The following is an 18,690-nucleotide window of genomic DNA, read 5'->3' as shown; positions in this document are numbered from 1 at the left end:
CTCCTTAGCGGCGTAATGTGCGTTGCTCAATGCGTTTTTCGAAATGGCCCTGAATCAGGCGATCGACGAAGATGCCAGGGGTATGAATCGCGGCAGGATCAAGTTCGCCAGGGGGGACGATTTCTTCGACTTCGACGACCGTGATGCGTCCGGCGGCAGCCATTAGCGGATTGAAATTCTGCGCGGTATGGCGATAGATAACGTTACCGTACCAGTCGGCCTTCCAGCCTTTAACCAGCGCGAAATCACCGGTAATCGCGCGTTCCATAATGTACGGGCGACCGTTGAACTCCCGCACGTCTTTACCCTCGGCCACTGGCGTACCGTAACCGGTGGCGGTGAAGAAAGCAGGGATCCCCGCGCCGCCTGCGCGTAACTGTTCCGCAAGCGTGCCCTGGGGCGTCAGCGTCGCTTCCAGTTCGCCGCTCAGTACTTGTTGTTCAAAGAGGGCGTTTTCACCGACATAAGAGGCCACCACTTTGCGTACCTGGCGTGTTTCCAGCAGTACGCCCAGACCGAAGCCATCGACGCCGCAATTGTTTGACACCACTGTCAGTCCCTGAACCCCGCGACGGCGAACCTCGGCAATCAGGTTTTCCGGTATACCACAGAGTCCAAAGCCGCCCGCCAGCAGCGTCATGTTGTCGGTGATCCCGTCCAGCGCCTCTTGATACGTAGCGACGCGTTTATCCAGTCCAGACATATCATTGCCCCTCCAGTTGTCCTTGCCGACATCATTAGGGGCGGAAAATGATTTGTTAATTTTAAATTTGTGACTCACTCATTTGGTTTTTTTATCAATTTGATGTTAATTAAATGTATTCAAACAGTTAATGGGGCACAAAATGAGAATGAGCATCAAACAGTTACGCGCATTTTTAGCGGTAGCTCACACTCTGAATTTCGCCCACGCCAGCGAACGGCTGAATATATCCCAGCCCGCGCTAAGTTTGACGATCAAAGGTCTGGAGGAATCGCTGGGGGGGCCATTACTGTTGCGAACCACGCGGAGAGTCACGCTGACCCAGGAGGGGGAAACGTTGCTGACGATGGCGCGTCAGCTTATTGCCGACTGGGATAACACTGAAGAAGCCATGCGCCAGCGCTTTACACTCCAGCGGGGAAAAGTGTCGGTAGCGGCGATGCCGTCCTTTGCGGCGAACGTCCTGCCGCCGGTGCTGAAAGCCTTTCGTGACCGCTACGCCGGGATCAACGTTACCGTTCATGATGTGATCAATGAACAGGTGATTGAAATGGTAAGTGAAGGGCGGGTGGAAATGGGGATTGCCTTCGAACCGGATTATTCCGGGCATCTGCACTTTACCCCGCTCGGTCTGGACCGCTTTGTGGCGATAGTCCCGCCGGATTCCCGTCTCGCGACGCGGGAACGGCTTTGCTGGCGCGAGCTGTTGAGCCTGGATTTTATCGCTCTCCAGCGTCCTTCGGCTGTGCGTCTGATGCTGGAAGAACAACTGGCGCAAAGCGGCCGCCCGCTGGAGGTGGCGCTGGAAAGTCATCAACTGGTTACCGTGGGGCGTCTGGTGGCAAACGGCCTCGGCGGTAGCGCGGTGCCCGCGCTCTGCCGCACGCAGATGACCGAGCTTGGCGCGGTGTGCCTGGAACTGGACGGTCCGGTGATTGAACGCAGAGTGGGCGTGCTGCGATCGGCCCATCATAAGCTCTCTACCGCCGCCCAGGCATTGTTAGATACGTTGAAGAAGGCGTATGGATAAGCGTCAGGTTAGTCCCGGTTGCCCGGCGGGGTAGTTCACGGATAGCCGCCTCTTTGCAAACAGCGGGATTAGCATCCAAAAATATAAAAAATAGCCATAACATCAGAGCGCATATTTATTTCATGTTCGTGAAGGGTATTATTTCTTTCGTTCTACATTAACGGTTTAAGCGCGCATGTAGAGATTATTGATCTCATAAATGGAGTAAGAATAATGAACACATTTTCCTTCGCGACAGCAGGTATTTTAGCGGCAGCGCTGTTAACCAGTCTCAGCGTCAATGCGGCGATCAGTAACACAAAAACAGACGTTACCCCCAGGGGGATGAGCTGCCAGGAGTTTGTTGACCTGAACCCGCAAACCATGGCGCCCGTGGCTTTCTGGGTATTGAACGAAGATGAAGATTTTAAAGGCGGGGATTACGTGACCTTTGACGAAACCGTCACCACGGCGGTGCCGCTTGCTGTCGAAATATGCAAAAAACATCCTCAGAGCGAATTAACAAAAATCAAAGACGAAATCAAAAAAGAATTAAGCAAATAAATCTGAGTCGTTATTTAAACCCAGCCAGAGTGCTGGGTTTTGTTATTTGTGACAACGTCACATGTCAATCATCTTCATCCCGGAAATAAATAATAAAGCTCTTCTCCGGCTTGCCGATACTGAATACAAATTAGCCTGAATGATAAGGAAGTTTGTATGGACTGGTATCCGTCACGTATTTCCACGCGCCTGACGCTCGGCGGAATCGTGCTGCTGATTGTTACGACGCTGGTGATTGTGGTGATTATGCTCTGGCGAGGTCAGCCTCGCGTTGTGGAGATTAACACTGCGCTAATAGAAGAGACAGGACATGGCCTGACGCGCCAGCTCAGTACCGTCCTGTCACGGGTAGAGGGGGAAACTGTCAGCCTGGCGCGTCTGGCAGAGGTCTTGCCCAATGATGAAACACTGTATCGCACCGTTGCTCCGCAGTTACTGGGCATCGACAGCGACAGCATTATTACCGGAGGCGGTATCTGGCCGGAGCCGAACGCTTTTACGCCAGGCCTGGAGCGACGCAGTTTTTTCTGGGCGCGTAATACCGATAATAAGCTCGTTTATTCGGATGAATATAACGCTGCTACCGGTAATGGGTACCATAACGAAAGCTGGTATCAACAGGCGAAAGGACGGTCTGCGGAAAACTGCCTGTGGTCTGACGTTTATCAGGACGCCATTTCCGGGATTAACATGGTGACCTGCAGTGTGCCTTATCTGCTGTCGGGTCAGTTTGCCGGGGTTGCCACCACGGATATACGCCTTGATAACGTCGCCCGCTTTATGCAGAAAGAGGGCGGTCACACCGGTGGTTACGCCTTTGTGGTGGATAAGCAGGGGCAGATCCTCTATTTCCCACCAATCGAGCAGCAACAATTTAAAACCGTCAGTGAGCTGGTCAACGCCTCGCCATGGCTCGCGCCTGTCGCCAGCCAGTTACGCACGCTCAGCGTAGCGAAGACCAGCACTGCGTCCGTCGCGCTGGAGCACGACGGCATTCTTAACGCCGCTTCGCGGGTCATGCTGTTTCCAATGGCGGATACCGGCTGGGTGGTCGGACTGGTTACGCCAGAAGCACGTATTGTCGGGCTGGCAAAGGAAATGATGCGTGACGTTCTGGTGGTATTGATCCCGCTGATGGCGTTGCTGCTGTTGGGCGCGTGGCTGCTGGTGCGCCGGTTGATTGCCCGTCTGGATGATACCCGCAAAGCGCTGGATGATATTGCGCAAGGGGAAGGCGATCTTACGCGTCGTCTGGCGGTAAAAGGTAAAGACGAGATTTCCGCTATCGCTGAAGCCTTTAATCTCTTTGTCGATAAAATCGCCGCAATCCTGATCACGGTACGCGGAAGCAGCGAAGTGGTCGCCAGTACGGCCACAAGCCTCGCTGACAGCAACACCGAACTGTCCACCCGCGTCACGCAACAGGCGGCGGCGCTGGAAGAGAGCGCTGCCGCAATGGAGCAGCTTAACGCCACGGTGCAGCAGAATGCCGCCAATACCGCACTGGCGGATGAACTTTCGGAAAATACCGCGCAGACCGCCAACCGCTGTGGCGATGTGATGCACGAGGTGATTTCCACTATGGATAACGTCAGCGCGTCGTCCGGGCGGATGGTAGAAATTGTGTCGGTAATCGACAGTATCGCTTTCCAGACCAATATTCTGGCGCTCAATGCGGCGGTAGAAGCGGCGAGAGCCGGGGATGCGGGACGGGGCTTCGCCGTCGTTGCCTCGGAAGTTCGCACGCTGGCACAGCGTAGCGCAACGGCGGCTCAGGAGATCAAAGCCCTGATAGACGAGTCGGTTTCACATGTTGACAGCAGCAGCCAGCAAATCCATCACGCGGGAGATCGGCTACAGGAGCTGGTGGGGCACGTCCGTCAGGTTCGTCAGTTGATGGGCGAAATTCGTGTGGCCGGGGAAGAACAGCGTAAGGGTGTGGCGGAAGTGACGCTGGCGGTGACCGAAATGGACGGAACCGTGCAGCAAAACGCGTCGCTGATTGACGATGCCGCCGCGCGTACTCAAATCCTGAAAGCCGAGGCGGATCAACTGGCGAAGCAGGTCTCTTCTTTTACGCTGCCTTAAATCTGTGGCAGTGCTTCAGGCCCGGCGGAAAACGTGCCGCCGGGTCGCATCAGAGGCTGACCGGAAGCGTACTGTTCATCCACCCTGGGATCTCCTCTGCCGCAACCGGACGAGAGAAGTAATATCCCTGAATCACTGGGCATCTGACCGAGCGTAAAAATTCAAACTGTTCTTTGGTTTCCACCCCTTCCGCGATCACCACCAGATTTAAACTTTGTCCGATACGGGTAATGGCTTCCAGCAGCGACTGGATCCGTGTTTCCGTCAGGCAGCGGTCAACAAACGATTTATCAATTTTCAGCTCGGTCACGGGCAGACTGACCAACCGTGACAGACCGGAAAAGCCGGTGCCAAAATCATCGACCGACAGCCCAACGCCCATATCACGTAGCACCGTGATGCGTTTGAGGATCTCTTCATCCTGCTCCATCATCATGCTTTCAGTGATTTCCACCGTTAGCTGTTCGCCCGGTATGGCGAATTCCAGCATCGCTTCCGACACCTGGTTGGGCAATTGATTGCTGCGAAAATGCAGGGCCGAGAGGTTAACCGATAAGGTGGGTATGGTCAGCGACTGCGCGCGCCATTCGGCCAACTGACGGCAGGCTTCCCGAACCACCCAGCGTCCGATGTTTTCGATTTCCCCAATTTCTTCCGCCAGCGGAATAAAGCGGCCTGGAGGAACATTGCCGTGCTTCGGGTCGCTCCAGCGGGCCAGCGCCTCGAAACCGTAAAGCTCACCGGTTTCGGCGAAAATCTGCGGCTGATAGACCAGACGCAGATGGTTGTTGGCAATGGCGCTTTTTAACGCTGCGCCCATCCGCAGGCGTTCTCTAACCGCGCGGTTCATCTCCGGGTCAAAGAATTGCCAGCCGTTACCGCCTGCCTTGCGGATAAAGTCCATCGCATTGTGCGCCGTCGACAGCAGGTAATCACGGTTTTTACCCGCTTCATAGCTGATGCCAATACTAAACGTCAACGGGAAGGGCTTATCGTCAAACAGCGTCGCTTCATTACCAATGCTAATAAGCTCGTCGGCGAAGTGCGTAATGTTGCTCATTTCACTGTCATGGCTGACCAGCACAAACTGGGTGCCTTCAATTCGGCTGAGGTACTGATCGGGTCTTAGCCGTTCACGGATCTTATTGATGATCTGCAATAGCACCTGGTCGGCCACGGCGTAGCCCAGACTGTCTATCACGTCCTGGAAATGATCCACGCCTATCAGAAAAACCACCGGCGAGCGCTGAGGCTCTTCGCGGGTGGTTTCATCGAGATAAGCATGCAGATGGTTACGATTAGGCAGACCGGTGAACGGGTCAAACTGCAGCAAATGCTCAATCTGCTGTCGGCTTTTCTCCTGCTCAAGCGCCAGCGCGGCCAGATGCTGGCTGATATCGGCAACCCGCTGGATGAAGGCGCTGGTCTCTTTTCCTTTAACGGTTTTAATTAACAGCGTACCGGCGGGGGAGCCGTCGCGCTGGCGGATCGTCAACGACCAGACGTCGAGGTTTTTGCGCGCCGCTTTTCCTGAAGATGACGCCCAGAAATGCCGGGCGCCATCTTTTAGCGCATACAGTGAGACGTGGGTGTCTCTGAGAACGGCTTCAATATTGCGGCAGATGATTTCTCCCATTTCCTGGAACGGCGGGCTGGCGCACATCGCCGCAAGAATATTGCCTTCCAGTTGGCGAATTTGCCGTTCTTCCGTGACGTCAGAGAAGGTCATCACCAGATTGGGCAGATCGGTTTCTTTGCCATATACCGGGCTGATGGAGGCTTTGATCCAGATTTCCTCGCCGGAACGGGTAATGACCAGGAACTCGTCCTGGTCGCGGGTGGTTTTCCAGAGCAACTGTTGCAGCCGCAGACGATTATCTGACGGCGTTTCGGGAATGTGGAGCAGGCTGTCCGGCAACTGTCCTGACGCCTCCTGAATGTTGTATCCGAACATTTCGCTGAAGGCGCGATTGCACTGGACGATGCGCCGCTCATGGTCAAGAACGATAACGGGACGATCAAGGTGGTCGACGGCTAACAGCAGCAGACGCGTTTGCTCCTTTTGTTCCATTTCTACGCTGGCGTCACGGGCAAACGCCAGATAAAAGATCCGGCCCTCCACGCTAATTTTCGACAGCGCAAAGCGGGTCCACACTTTGCTGCCGTCTTTGCGTTCCAGCAGCAGTTCCCGGCTCATGCCGACGACGCGCGGCTGCCCGCCTTCGCGGTTATGGCGAATATAGTCCGGATGCACCGCGCGCAAATCCCGGGGAATAAGCATCGAAATGCCTTTCCCGAGCACTTCATCACGGCTGTACCCCCACAGCTTTTCCGCCGCCGGATTAAAAAACAGCACTTCGTCGTTGTCGTTGATCAGCACGGCGCCCATCATGCTTTGCTCAAGCGCGGGAATGAAAATGCTGTCTCCGGTGCTTTTAACGTCGGTTAGCTTCATGTGTTACCTCTGCGTCCGGAAAACACTCAGGCGCCTGGTTTCCAGAGTTCAACACGGTTTCTGCCGTGCCTTTTCGCAATGTATAACGCCTCGTCAGCAATCTGAATTAAGCGTTCATAATCGGGGTGGCCGTTAAACATCGCCGCGCCAATGGAAAGCGAAAGCGGGATCGCTTCACCATCGGGAGACTTAATTTTGGTTTTCTCAACGCGGCTGCGAATACGCTCCGCGATGCGCAGGGTATCAGTCTGGGTGGCTTCGGTCAGCACAATAATAAATTCATCGCCGCCGTAGCGAAAAACATAGTCACTGCTGCGCACGTTGTCGTAGAAGGCCTGGGAAACGCGCCGCAGGATCTCGTCACCGGTATTGTGTCCCCAGGTGTCATTAATCTCTTTAAATTTATCCACATCAATAATCAGAATGGAAAGCGGCGTTCCGGCACGGTTGGCGTGGGCGATTTCGCGTTTAAAAATGGTGGGCAGAAACCGGCGATTGAGTAGCTTCGTCAATACATCCATTCCCACTTCATGGCGCGAAACTTCTTCAAACAGTTCGCGAAGCAGAGTGATGATTTGCGAAACGGTATTGCGGATTTGCAGAAGGAACTTTACCCGCGAGGCTTTATTGTTCAGCGCTTTTGCGGTTCCCCGGGTTTGATGAAACAGGCCGTCAAAATCCTGGATCAGTCGGGAAATATGGCCCACTTCAGCGATGCCGCTAAAATAGTGACGCCCTTTATGGTTAAACCACAACCCAAAATCCGCCTGACTTAACGGCAGACTGTTGCCAAAGTCGGCGTCGAGCATAATTTTATAGATAATATCCATTTCCCAGGCGAGCAGTGAGGCAATCTGGCGCTCTTTTTCTTCTTCGGCATTTTCCAGCAGGGAAAAAATACGATAGTTTTCATCTTCTTTTGCCGCGCTGCTTTCGCTAAAAGAGAAGGCCCGGGACATGACTTCCATCGCCAGATCGATGCTGTTAATAGAAAAATGGTAGATCAGGAGTTTCTCTGTCGCCTCATGGTGACTGTCTATGATGATCGGGTAGAGCAATTTTTTCAGAACCCGAAAACCCATTTCCACCAGTTCGACGGGAATCCCGATTCGGGCATGAACTTCAGCGACCGTATGTTGCACTTTGATTAACTCATCAACGTCACCGCTAGTGCAGGAGAGCACATCGACAATCCACTTTTCCAGCGCGTGTTTTAGCTGCCGCTCCACCTGTTCATTACTTAAAAATTCTTCAGCATGTGGGTCGGCAAGCACAATACGATAAAACTCGATGCTCAGGGTGTGCGCGTGGTGAATCGCAATCTCAGAAGCCAGTTTACGAATATGCGGATCCGTTTGTTCAACCAACGCGACCCATTCGTCTTTCATTCTTTTAAGATACATCTCCATCAGGCAGATCCTTACGGTCGTTCGCGAAAGACACGGGACAGGCGTCTTCGCAGTTTTATGGATAGTAGATCGAATTAAATAATACGTCACACCTGTAATGTAGCATCATCATATGAAAGAAAGAGTGTCATGACTTAAGGGATATTTTTATACAAATCTGCAGGCAAAGCCTGAAAATCCGGCGTTATCACCATAAGCAATAAAAAGCCCGTTCTTTTAGTCTGTTTTTAGATGAATAACCTTTTTGCGCCTGCGTGAATAAAAGAGAAAATGAAAACCAAAAGCCGTCATGGTTTATACGTATTTATTTTAGTCTATCCCTCGCGTATTGATTTCAGGAAATAACGTTCGTCATTATTCATTGAAAGAAATATCAAACACCTGCGTAAACCCCATTTATCGATCCGCTTTTCAGGGGGGCGCGAGTCAGAAAAAGCGCCCCATACGTGACACTGTCACCTCGCAATCGTCAGAGCTGGTCTATGCTTGTTCTGCGTATGCTGTTTCATACAGCAACGGTAGGGGTATTTGCTGCATAAAACTCACCCGAGGATGAAACGGGTCTAATGGGGCGACAGTATGAGTTCAAAATCCTTTATCAGAAGTTGGGGGTGTGAATTTGTGGCCGCGGATGTCGTTCGCTTTCGCATTTGGGCGACGAGTCAGGAAAAGATGTATCTCCGTATTCACGATCGAAACCACGAAATGACGGCCAGCGGAGAGGGATGGTTTGAGTGCCAGGTTAACGGCGTCAAGGCGGGAACGCCTTATCAGTTTGTATTGAACGACGGGACGGCAATTCCCGATCCGGCCTCGCGTGCGCAGTGTGACGATGTGAACGGCGCGTCGCGCGTCGTCGATCCAGAGGCCTATTGCTGGCAACACACTGACTGGCAGGGATGTCGCTGGGAAGAAGCGGTGTTCTATGAGCTGCATCTCGGCGCCTTTACGCCTGAAGGGACATTCCAGGCGGCAATCGCCAGACTTCCGTATCTCGCGGAACTGGGCGTTACCGTCATTGAACTGATGCCGGTTTCGCAGTTTGGCGGTCAACGCGGCTGGGGTTATGACGGCACGTTGCTGTATGCGCCGCATTCCGCCTACGGTTCACCAGACGATTTTAAAGCGTTTGTTGATGCCGCACACGGTTACGGTTTGTCGGTGGTTCTTGATATCGTGCTCAACCACTTTGGGCCGGAAGGTAACTACCTGCCGCTGTTATCTGAGAACTTTTTCGACGCCGCGCGCATGACGCCGTGGGGTAACGGCATCGCCTATGAAAACGACGCGGTACGCCGCTATATTGCAGACGCGCCGCTGTACTGGCTGGTGGAGTATCAGCTTGACGGATTGCGCTTTGACGCCATCGATCAGATCAAAGATGACGCGCAACCGCATCTGCTGGTAGAGATAGCCGAACGTATCCGTCGTGAGATTAGCGACCGGCCGATACATCTCACCACCGAAGACAACCGTAATGTCTTGTTTTTACATCCGCGTTCTGAAGATGGCGCGACGCCACTCTTTTCCGGTGAGTGGAACGACGATTTCCATAACGCCATTCACGTCATGGCGACCGGGGAAAATCACGGGTATTACGCCGACTTCGCCACTCAGCCCGAACGCTATGTTGCCCGCGCACTGAGCGAAGGGTTTGCCTGGCAAGGGGAAATGTCCGCCGTTAGCGGAGAAGCGCGCGGCGTTAGCAGCCAACAGCAGTCACCGACTACCTTTGTCGATTTTATTCAGAATCACGATCAGATTGGTAACCGTGCGCAGGGCGAACGGCTGATTACGCTGGCGGGAGCCGAGAAAACACGGGTACTGCTTGCCACACTCCTGATGTCGCCACATATTCCGCTGCTGTTTATGGGCGAGGAATACGGCGAAACGCATCCCTTTTTATTTTTTACGGATTTCCATGGCGATCTTGCGCGCGCGGTGCGTGAAGGCAGGGCGAAGGAATTTGCCGGACACGCCGGACATGAAGGCGAGAACGTACCAGATCCCAATGCGCCTGAGACGTTCCAGCGCGCGAAACTCGACTGGCAAAAAATGCAGCATGAAGAAGGAAAAGCGTGGCTGACCTTCACCCGGGATCTGTTGAGCAGACGCCGGCGCGTTATCGTCCCGCTGCTGAAAACCGCACGCGGCGGTGAAGGCGAAGTGGTGCAGACTGCCCTTGGTTTTGTTGCTGTGCGCTGGCGTTTCCCGACAGGCGTTTTGTCGCTGGCGTTCAATATTGGCGATGTGCCAGTGGTGCTGCCGGAAATGCCGGGGAAAACGGTTTTCGCCTGGCCGGAAGCCAGCGAGCGTCTTAATCCAAATGCCATTGTCGTCCGATTCGCACAGGGAGAAATCTTACCATGATCCCTTCATCGACCTACCGAATTCAGTTTCGCAACGGCATGACTTTTGACGCCGTTAGCGAACGGATACCGTACCTGAAAAAGCTCGGGATCAGCCATTTATATGCCTCGCCAATTTTTACGGCGACAGCGGGCTCGACCCACGGTTATGACGTCACAGACTGTAATGAAATCGATCCTGCCATCGGCGGGCGGGAAGGATTTGATCGCATGGTGCAAGCGCTTCACGCTGCGCAAATGGGGCTGATCCTCGATATCGTCCCTAACCATATGGCCAGTTCGCTGGAAAATCGCTGGTGGCGTGACGTTATTGAACACGGAGAGAAAAGCGTTTACGCCAGCCATTTCGATATCGACTGGACACAGCGACTGACATTACCGTTTCTTGGCGACACCTTTGAGAAAGTCCTGGAAAAAGGGGAGATCAGCATCAAAGCGGATCCGCAAACGGGTAAACCGACGCTGGCCTATTATGACGCCTTTTACCCGCTGGATCCGACAACCTGGCAGGGAAAGGAAGCGGATGTGCTGGCGATGACCGATAAACAGGCCATTGCCGACTTGCACCAACGGCAACCCTGGCGGTTGATGTCCTGGCGCGAGGCCGCGACAAATCTGAGCTATCGCCGTTTCTTTGAAGTCACTGGACTGGTTGGCGTTCGCGTGGAGGACAATCGGGTATTTGATGACACCCATCAACTGATCCTTGAACTGGTGGCAAACGGCGCTGTGGACGGATTGCGTATCGACCATATTGATGGCCTTGCCGATCCGCAGGCCTATCTTCAGCGTTTACGTCAAAAGGTCGGTGAGGCGTGCTATATCACCGTTGAAAAAATTCTTGCCCGCGGGGAGGAATTACCGCAGGAATGGCCGATTTCGGGTACCACCGGCTATGAGTTTATTGCGGCTCTGGCCGAAGTGCTGGTGGACGATCGCGCGCTGGGCGATCTCCGACGCGTCTGGCAGGATGCAGTCGGTCAGCAGGTGGATATGCGCGCTGAACTGCGTAAGGCGCGGGTCCTGATGATAGAGCGTAATTTTGCCGGCGAATTTGCCCGCTTGTTGAAACTGGCAAGCGAACTGGCCCGTCAACAGCGCGTCGATATTGATGACGAGACGCTGCGCGGCGCGCTGCGAGAACTGCTGATTGCCTTTCCGGTGTACAGAACGTATGGCACCGCGCAGGGATTCAGCACGGCGGATAGCGAGCTGCTGCGACGTGTCACTGCACAGCTGAGCGCCAGTGAGTTTGCCCCGGACGCTCAGGCGCTTGGTTTTCTCTCTCGGTTGTTGGTCGGAGCCGATGACGCCTGCCTGACCACCACGGCGGCGACCTTCCGCACGCGCTTCCAGCAGCTCACCGGCCCGCTAATGGCCAAATCGGTAGAGGACACGCTGTTCTTTCGCCAGAACATGGATCTGGCGCTAAATGAAGTTGGCGCAGAGCCCGTTCAACGCTTTTTCTCACTCACGCGCTTTCATCAGGAGATGCAGTCCCGTTTACGGCTACAGCCGGATGCGCTGTCCAGCACGTCGACTCACGACACCAAACGCGGCGAAGACGCCCGCGCCCGGTTATACACGTTGACCGAGGCGCCGACGCGTTGGGCGGAGCATCTGGCGCGATGGCGGCAAATGAACCAGACCCATGTCCGGTTTCTCAATGACGGCACCGCGCCCAAAGCGGCGGATACCTGGATGCTCTATCAGGCGCTGGCGGGGGTATGGCCCGCGGTATTCCGTCCGGATGACGCGAACGGTTTGCAGGCGCTTGAGGAGCGATTCCTTGAATTTGTGGAAAAAGCGCTACGCGAAGCCAAGCTGCGGACGGACTGGGTGGATACCAACGAGGCCTACGAAACGGCGGTTCTGGATTATGCCCGGCATATGCTGTCATCAGAAAACACGCTGTTTTTGCAGGATTTTCACGCTGCGTTGCAGCCGTTTATTCGTGCCGGACTGGTGAATAGCCTGACCCAGACGTTGATTAAACTGACCGCCCCCGGCGTGCCGGATATCTACCAGGGCAGCGAGGCGCTCAATTTCAGTCTGGTTGACCCGGATAATCGTCGCCTGCCGGACTTTGCCCTGTTGGCCCGCCAGCTCGCACAGGCAGACAGCCGCGTATTTACGCAGGAAGCGTGTTGGATGAATGGTCAGGTGAATCAGTATGTGACCGCCGTTCTGCTGCATCTGCGACAAAGGTTTCCCACGCTGTTTCGCAAGGGCGACTATCTGCCGCTCGACGCCGAGGGGGACAACGCGGAGCACGTCATTGCTTATGCCAGAGCAGATGAAAAAAACGCGCTGGTGGTGGTGGCGCCACGCTGGGTATTCCATCGCATAGAGGGCGAACTCTCCTCTGCAGGCGGCACGCTGTGGGCAGACACCCGTATCGCGTTGCCCGCACGGCTGGCGAATCGTCAGTATGAAGACGTCTTTCATCACGAGACGGTCGATGTCGGCGCCACGCTTGACGTCGCGCAACTCCCCGGTCATCCACTTATTGCTGTTTTACGCGAACACCCGTCTGAACAGACGAGTGCAGAAAGGGAAAATGGATAATGGCAAAAGCAAAAGGTAAAAAATTTGATATCACAGCAGGGCACAGCCAGCAGTTAGGGGCAAACTACGACGGACAGGGGGTTAATTTTGCGCTTTTCTCCGCCCATGCCGAGCGCGTAGAACTGTGTCTGTATGATCCGAGCGGACAAAACGAAATTGCCCGCCTGACCTTACCGGAATTTACGCATGAGATCTGGCACGGCTACGTGCCGGGGCTGAAACCCGGGGCGCTGTACGGCTATCGGGTTCATGGGCCTTTTGATCCAGAGAACGGGCACCGTTTCAATCCCCATAAATTGTTGATAGACCCTTATGCCCGGGAACTGGTGGGGGATATCGCCTGGAATGACGCGCATTTCGCTTACGATCTGGAAAGCGAAGAAAAGGATCTTAGCTTTGACACCCGCGACAGCGCCCCGTTTACGCCAAAATGTAAGGTTGTCGACCCGAATGCGTTCGACTGGCAGGATCACCGTCGCCCGGATATTCCCTGGCCCAGCGCCATTGTCTATGAAACTCACGTCAAAGGTTTCACCTGGCTGAATCCCGCGATACCGCAAGAATTACGCGGCACGTTTGAAGGGATGGGCCATGCGGCAAGCGTGGATTACATTAAAAGTCTTGGCATTACCTCCGTCGAACTGCTGCCGGTTCACTGGTTTCCGGACGATCAGCATCTGCTGGACAAAGGTCTGAAAAACTTCTGGGGATATAACACGCTGGGCTTTTTCGCTCCGGCGACGCGCTACTACGGTCCGCGCGGTATACAGGGCTTTCGCGACATGGTGCGCGCCTATCATGATGCGGGTATCGAGGTCATTCTGGATGTGGTGTATAACCACACCGCGGAAGGTAACGAGCTGGGGCCGACGCTGTCATTTAAGGGTATTGATAACTTCTCCTATTACCGCACGCTGGCGGATCAGCATCGTTATTATATTAATGACACGGGGACGGGGAATACCGTTAATACCTCTCATCCCCGCGTGCTGCAGATGGTGATGGACTCGCTGCGCTATTGGGCGGAAGCGATGCACGTTGATGGTTTCCGTTTTGATCTCGGGACGATCCTCGGTCGCGAACCGGAGGGGTTTGATCAGCGCGGCGGCTTCTTTGACGCGATGATGCAGGATCCGGTGCTGTCGAAACTCAAGCTGATCGGTGAACCCTGGGACATTGGGCCGGGCGGGTATCAGGTAGGCGGTTTCCCGCCAGGGTGGGGAGAATGGAATGATAAATACCGCGATACGGTGCGCGAATACTGGAAGGGCGACAACGTTTCTACCGATTTTGCCGCACGCCTGCTTGGCTCCGGCGATCTCTATGACCTGCGAGGGCGGCGGCCATGGGCGAGCGTCAATTTTGTTACCGCGCATGACGGTTTCACCCTGAACGATCTGGTGTCCTATAACGAGAAGCACAACGAGGCGAATGGCGAGGACAATAACGACGGACATAACGATAACCGGTCATGCAATTATGGCGCGGAAGGTCCCACGGATGATGCCGTCATTAACGCCACGCGCGAACAGCAAAAGCGTAATTTCCTCGCCACGCTGCTGCTGTCCCACGGTACGCCGATGCTGCTGGCCGGTGATGAGTTTGGCCGCAGCCAGAACGGGAATAACAACGGCTACTGCCAGGACAGCGACATTTCCTGGGTCCACTGGGAGAATTTACCGGAGTCGGCGCACCAATTGCGGGAATTTACGCGCCACCTTATTGAACTGCGGAAACAGCAGCCGTTGCTGCGTCGGGAAAACTGGCGCGATGGCATGGTTATCCAGTGGTTTAATGCCGGGGGCGGGCTACAGCAGCCGGAGCAGTGGGATGAAGGCTCCACGCTTGGCGTGTATATCGGTCGTCCGGATCTCGAGACCGAAGACGGGATCTGGCACGAAGTTCTGCTTCTGTTGAATCCCTTCGAATGTAGCGTGCCGTTCAGCATCCCGCAAACGGGGGATGGCGGTTGGGTACTGGAACTGAATACGGCTAATGACCCTGAACAGGGACTGATTATCGAAAATGAAACGGATTATGAACTTGCCGGACGCAGCATCGCATTATTCAGGAGGCCATAAGTGAAAAAAGGGTTATGCATTGCAGCATCGGTTGCGTTATTAACGGCCTGCGGGGCGAACACGACCCCGCCGAAGACGCCGATACCCGGTAAAGAAACGTCTGCAAGCCTGCGTACGCTGGAAGCCGGGGCGGAAGTGATACAGTCCCGGCCGCCGATCGAGGCCATCAGCGCCTATCTGGATGGCTTCCATTTCTACAGTGGCGATAAAAATGGCCAGATGGAAGCGCATCATTATGTCACTGTACTTAATGATGAAGTGATGCAGGCGGTGATCTACGACGGGAATACTAAAGACGCGCGTCTGATGGGCGTTGAATACATCATTAGCGAGCGGTTATTCAATATGCTGCCGCCAGAGGAAAAAAAACTCTGGCATAGCCATCAGTATGAAGTGAAGTCCGGCAGCCTGGTGGCGCCGGGTCTTCCCGCCGTCGCGGACAAAGCGTTGATGAGCAAAATCGTCAACACCTACGGCAAAACCTGGCATACATGGCATACCGATCGCGATAAAACGCTTCCAATGGGGATCCCCGCGTTGATGATGGGCTTTACCGGCGACGGGCAGTTGGACCCGGCGCTATTAGCCGATCGGGACCGTCGACTGGGTATTAATACGCAAGAAATTAAACAACAGCGGCGGGATATTGTGGCGCATCCGGTAGCACAAGGCGCCAACGCCTGGGAGAAAGGGCAAGTGATACAGTTAAAAAGGGTCAGCGGCGCGGGGGAGCATGGTCATGGCATGACGCGCTCTTTTGGTAAGGCTGAGCAAAATCAACAAAAGCCGTAATGTTCACAGCCCATCCTGCAACGGGACAGCGTGTCAGGATGGGCCAGAAAGACAGAGGGTAAACCTTAAATATCATCCATGGTGTAGCCAACGACAATTTCCAGTGTTTTCCGTAACACATCAGCCTGTACCACGCTGTCCGTAGTTTCCAGCGCCTGGACCAGCCATAAAATAATCGCTTTATTGGTGATATGCCCATCAGAAGCCATAATGCTGCTGATAGCGGTCGCCAGTACCGCTGACTCCTCGGCAAGACGGTCGCCTGCGTTGCGGAAAAATTCGGACATTGCTGTATCTGGAAGAACTGCGTAAAAATCGGTCTGCTTAAGCATCGCTTGTCTCATGTGCTTTCACCGTTAAGTTGTAAAATGGCGTTGGTTAGTGCATTTTTTTTGTGCTGTCTGACTGGCGACTGCCAAACAGCTCAAGCACGTTGCCCCGTCGTACTGCTTGTGAATCTGGTCGGCGCGCGCGTTGACGCTTTCTGGCCGCCATGGCGGTGACTTCGGTCATGACGCTTTGTATGGCCTCTTGTCGTTTACTGTCTCCCGCGTTGGCCTTCATATTTCCCAGCGTCACGATCAGTGCCTGGGTGCTAATGGGACCATGGCTTTTCAGCAGCGTTAATACCGCTTCACCGATGATTTCATCCGTCAGTCGTTCATATTCTTCACTTCTGTTCATAACCGCATCTCTGGTTGCCAACGCTGACACTGGCGTTGGCGTGAACCTCCACTAACGATCAAACAGCAGACCAATCAGCGTGTGATAGTGGTGTTCCTCCGCTTCGCTATTCGCTTTTTCAAGGCGGCTCAGCAATTTAGTACAAAGCGACTTCCTGTTCAGGCTCTTGCCGTCGGTGAGGATTTCCACCACAAGTTGACCCAGGGTTTCCTGCTGAGTCGGCAGGCTAGCTTTATTGAAGTACTGGGCAATCGCATTCGCTGAATCGGACATGTTGATGTTGTGATGCATGTGTGACTCCCATTTGTTTCAATAATCTACAAAGTTGTAATTTAAGTTATACAAATATAGAAAATGTGTACATAGGATGCGTACAAAATAGCATGCTAATTTTTAGCTTTTTGTGCTAACCGTTTAAAATCAATAAATTAAAATCAATAATTTACAATTTGTGTCATCAATAGCTGTACAACATTTTTAGGCGGGAATTGGGTAAATTATGCCAATATTTAGACAATAGAAATGTAACATTTTCCTTTGTGAACATATTGTTAGCGTAAAGTGAGTTTTCTGGAGACGGGAAGGCACGGTTCTGGTAGGGTATTTATGTTCCCTCCTATATATCTGGACTCATCATGCTCACAACGGTTATCTACCGTAGTCATATTTGCGACACTTTTTCCCTGATCTCTCTTGAAAAAATGGTGGCAGCAGCAAAGGTAAAAAACGAACAGTCCAACGTCACCGGGATCCTGTTGTTTAACGGAAAACATTTTTTTCAACTGCTTGAAGGGCCAGAGGAGGGCGTTCAGCAGATCTATCAACACATCATCAACGATGAGAGACATCATAATCTGGTAGAGTTATTGCGTGACTACGGGCCGTCACGCCGCTTTGGTAAAGTGGGAATGGAGCTTTTCGACCTGCGCGAATTTGCCAGAAATGACGTTTTGCAACACGTACTCGATAAAGGTACCACCCGGTATCAATTGGCGTTTAACGACCGACCGCTGAAATTCTTTCGCACTTTTATAGAAGCGACCGAAAAGGAAAATTATTTTGCCATTCCACCGGCAAATACCTGGGAATTTATTGCCGAAGGTGTAAGCAGGGAAAAGAGTGTGCAAGAAGATACCCACGCAGAATGTTGCTTTGCCTTTCAACCATTAATCGATCCTTTCGCCCGGGAGATTGTCGCGCTGGAAGCCTTGCTGCGAACGCCAGACGGACAGGGGCCAGAACGTTATTTCGCCGGGCTTACCGGGACGGCACTTTACGAAGCGGATCTGCACAGTAAAACGCAGGCCTTTGCGCTGGCGGGCAGGCTGAATTTGCAGCGATATTCACTGTCGGTGAATGTGTTGCCTATGACGCTGGTCAACATTCCCCACGCGGTACAAACGTTGCTGGACGCCATTGAGCGTTCCGGCCTGGTGCCGGAACAAGTGACGGTTGAATTCACAGAACGCGAAGTGATCTCGGGGCTTGAGCAATTTACCGCTTCTGTCAGACTACTCAAAAGCGCCGGAATTAGCGTGGCGATTGACCACTTTGGCGCCGGGTCTGCGGGCTTGTTATTGCTGTCGCAGTTCCAGCCGGATCGCATAAAAATTAACCGGGAACTCATTATGGATGTCCACAAAAGCGGGCCCCGGCAGGCCATTGTACAAGCGATCGTCAAATGCTGCTCGTCGCTGGAAATAGCGATTTCTGCGGTTGGCGTTGAAAAGGCGGAAGAGTGGATGTGGCTGGAATCAGCCGGTATCAGTCAGTTCCAGGGCTATCTGTTCGCCCGTCCATCTTTAGGAGGTGTCTCGCCGATTGCTTGGCCGGAAAGGGCTGCCGATCTTTAATGCCAGGTTAAAAAATTGTTGCTCCATCTTACTGAGAATTGGGAATAAATTCACAAATCCCTGCTTGTACAGGAAAATTTGATTTGTACAGCGCAGGGGGTTTGGTTAACTTATA

14 protein-coding genes are annotated in these 18,690 nt (G+C 53.5%); 8 read left to right on the top strand and 6 right to left on the bottom strand.

Annotation, left to right across the window (positions count from 1 at the left end):
* Positions 1–4: 4 nt before the first annotated feature.
* Positions 5–703, bottom strand: coding sequence for a CoA transferase subunit A (locus tag OOJ60_RS04565; protein WP_042283023.1), 699 nt, complete (start codon positions 701–703; stop codon positions 5–7).
* Between the two features lie 142 nt (positions 704–845).
* Here OOJ60_RS04565 and OOJ60_RS04560 point away from each other — a divergent pair, with 142 nt between their 5' ends.
* From OOJ60_RS04560 to OOJ60_RS04550, 3 genes are all read left to right on the top strand, one after another.
* Positions 846–1,733, top strand: coding sequence for a LysR family transcriptional regulator (locus OOJ60_RS04560; RefSeq protein ID WP_181823173.1), 888 nt, complete (start codon positions 846–848; stop codon positions 1,731–1,733).
* A 213-nt stretch (positions 1,734–1,946) separates the two neighbouring features.
* Entirely contained in the window at positions 1,947–2,276 is a 330-nt protein-coding gene (hdeB, locus tag OOJ60_RS04555) for an acid-activated periplasmic chaperone HdeB (RefSeq protein ID WP_205612017.1), read from the top strand.
* Between the two features lie 156 nt (positions 2,277–2,432).
* Entirely contained in the window at positions 2,433–4,364 is a 1,932-nt protein-coding gene (locus tag OOJ60_RS04550) for a methyl-accepting chemotaxis protein (protein WP_205612016.1), read from the top strand.
* A gap of 49 nt (positions 4,365–4,413) precedes the next feature.
* Here OOJ60_RS04550 and dosP read toward each other — a convergent pair whose 3' ends face one another.
* Positions 4,414–6,819 (bottom strand): oxygen-sensing cyclic-di-GMP phosphodiesterase DosP, encoded by a 2,406-nt coding sequence (gene dosP, locus OOJ60_RS04545; protein WP_205612015.1) that lies wholly within the window; start codon positions 6,817–6,819, stop codon positions 4,414–4,416.
* Between the two features lie 26 nt (positions 6,820–6,845).
* On the bottom strand, positions 6,846–8,228 hold the full coding sequence (locus tag OOJ60_RS04540; protein ID WP_042283011.1) for a diguanylate cyclase: 1,383 nt from the start codon (positions 8,226–8,228) through the stop codon (positions 6,846–6,848).
* A gap of 579 nt (positions 8,229–8,807) precedes the next feature.
* Here OOJ60_RS04540 and treZ point away from each other — a divergent pair.
* From treZ to OOJ60_RS04520, 4 genes are read left to right on the top strand one after another with little or no spacing between them, the layout of a single operon-like run.
* On the top strand, positions 8,808–10,598 hold the full coding sequence (treZ, locus tag OOJ60_RS04535) for a malto-oligosyltrehalose trehalohydrolase (RefSeq protein ID WP_205612014.1): 1,791 nt from the start codon (positions 8,808–8,810) through the stop codon (positions 10,596–10,598).
* Positions 10,595–13,165 carry a malto-oligosyltrehalose synthase gene (treY, locus tag OOJ60_RS04530; protein WP_205612013.1) on the top strand — a complete coding sequence of 857 codons (2,571 nt, stop codon included), beginning with the start codon at positions 10,595–10,597 and terminating at the stop codon, positions 13,163–13,165. The genes treZ and treY overlap by 4 nt, the downstream gene beginning before the upstream one ends.
* Complete coding sequence (gene glgX / locus OOJ60_RS04525) at positions 13,165–15,246, top strand: glycogen debranching protein GlgX (protein WP_205612012.1); 2,082 nt, start codon at positions 13,165–13,167, stop codon at positions 15,244–15,246. Before treY ends, glgX begins: the two co-directional genes overlap by 1 nt.
* Positions 15,247–16,038: an OBAP family protein gene (locus OOJ60_RS04520; protein ID WP_199957264.1), complete on the top strand. Its 792-nt coding sequence runs from the start codon at positions 15,247–15,249 to the stop codon at positions 16,036–16,038.
* 65 nt (positions 16,039–16,103) lie between these two features.
* Here OOJ60_RS04520 and OOJ60_RS04515 read toward each other — a convergent pair whose 3' ends face one another.
* Genes OOJ60_RS04515 through ycgZ form a run of 3 tightly spaced genes read right to left on the bottom strand, consistent with a single transcriptional unit; the run spans position 16,104 to position 17,013 of the window.
* Positions 16,104–16,370, bottom strand: coding sequence for a biofilm development regulator YmgB/AriR family protein (locus tag OOJ60_RS04515; protein ID WP_060569769.1), 267 nt, complete (start codon positions 16,368–16,370; stop codon positions 16,104–16,106).
* 46 nt (positions 16,371–16,416) lie between these two features.
* Positions 16,417–16,722 (bottom strand): hypothetical protein, encoded by a 306-nt coding sequence (locus tag OOJ60_RS04510; protein ID WP_205612011.1) that lies wholly within the window; start codon positions 16,720–16,722, stop codon positions 16,417–16,419.
* A gap of 51 nt (positions 16,723–16,773) precedes the next feature.
* Positions 16,774–17,013, bottom strand: a complete 240-nt coding sequence (gene ycgZ, locus OOJ60_RS04505) for a regulatory protein YcgZ (RefSeq protein ID WP_042282993.1) — start codon at positions 17,011–17,013, stop codon at positions 16,774–16,776.
* Between the two features lie 344 nt (positions 17,014–17,357).
* Here ycgZ and OOJ60_RS04500 point away from each other — a divergent pair, with 344 nt between their 5' ends.
* Entirely contained in the window at positions 17,358–18,575 is a 1,218-nt protein-coding gene (locus OOJ60_RS04500) for a diguanylate phosphodiesterase (protein ID WP_205612010.1), read from the top strand.
* Positions 18,576–18,690 lie beyond the last annotated feature (115 nt).

It is taken from the genome of Citrobacter sp. R4, from assembly GCF_026719175.1.
In the GTDB taxonomy this organism is placed as follows: domain Bacteria; phylum Pseudomonadota; class Gammaproteobacteria; order Enterobacterales; family Enterobacteriaceae; genus Citrobacter_A; species Citrobacter_A sedlakii.
The sequence above is the reverse complement of the archived record's forward strand: the minus strand, read 5'-3'. Positions and strand labels throughout refer to the sequence as shown.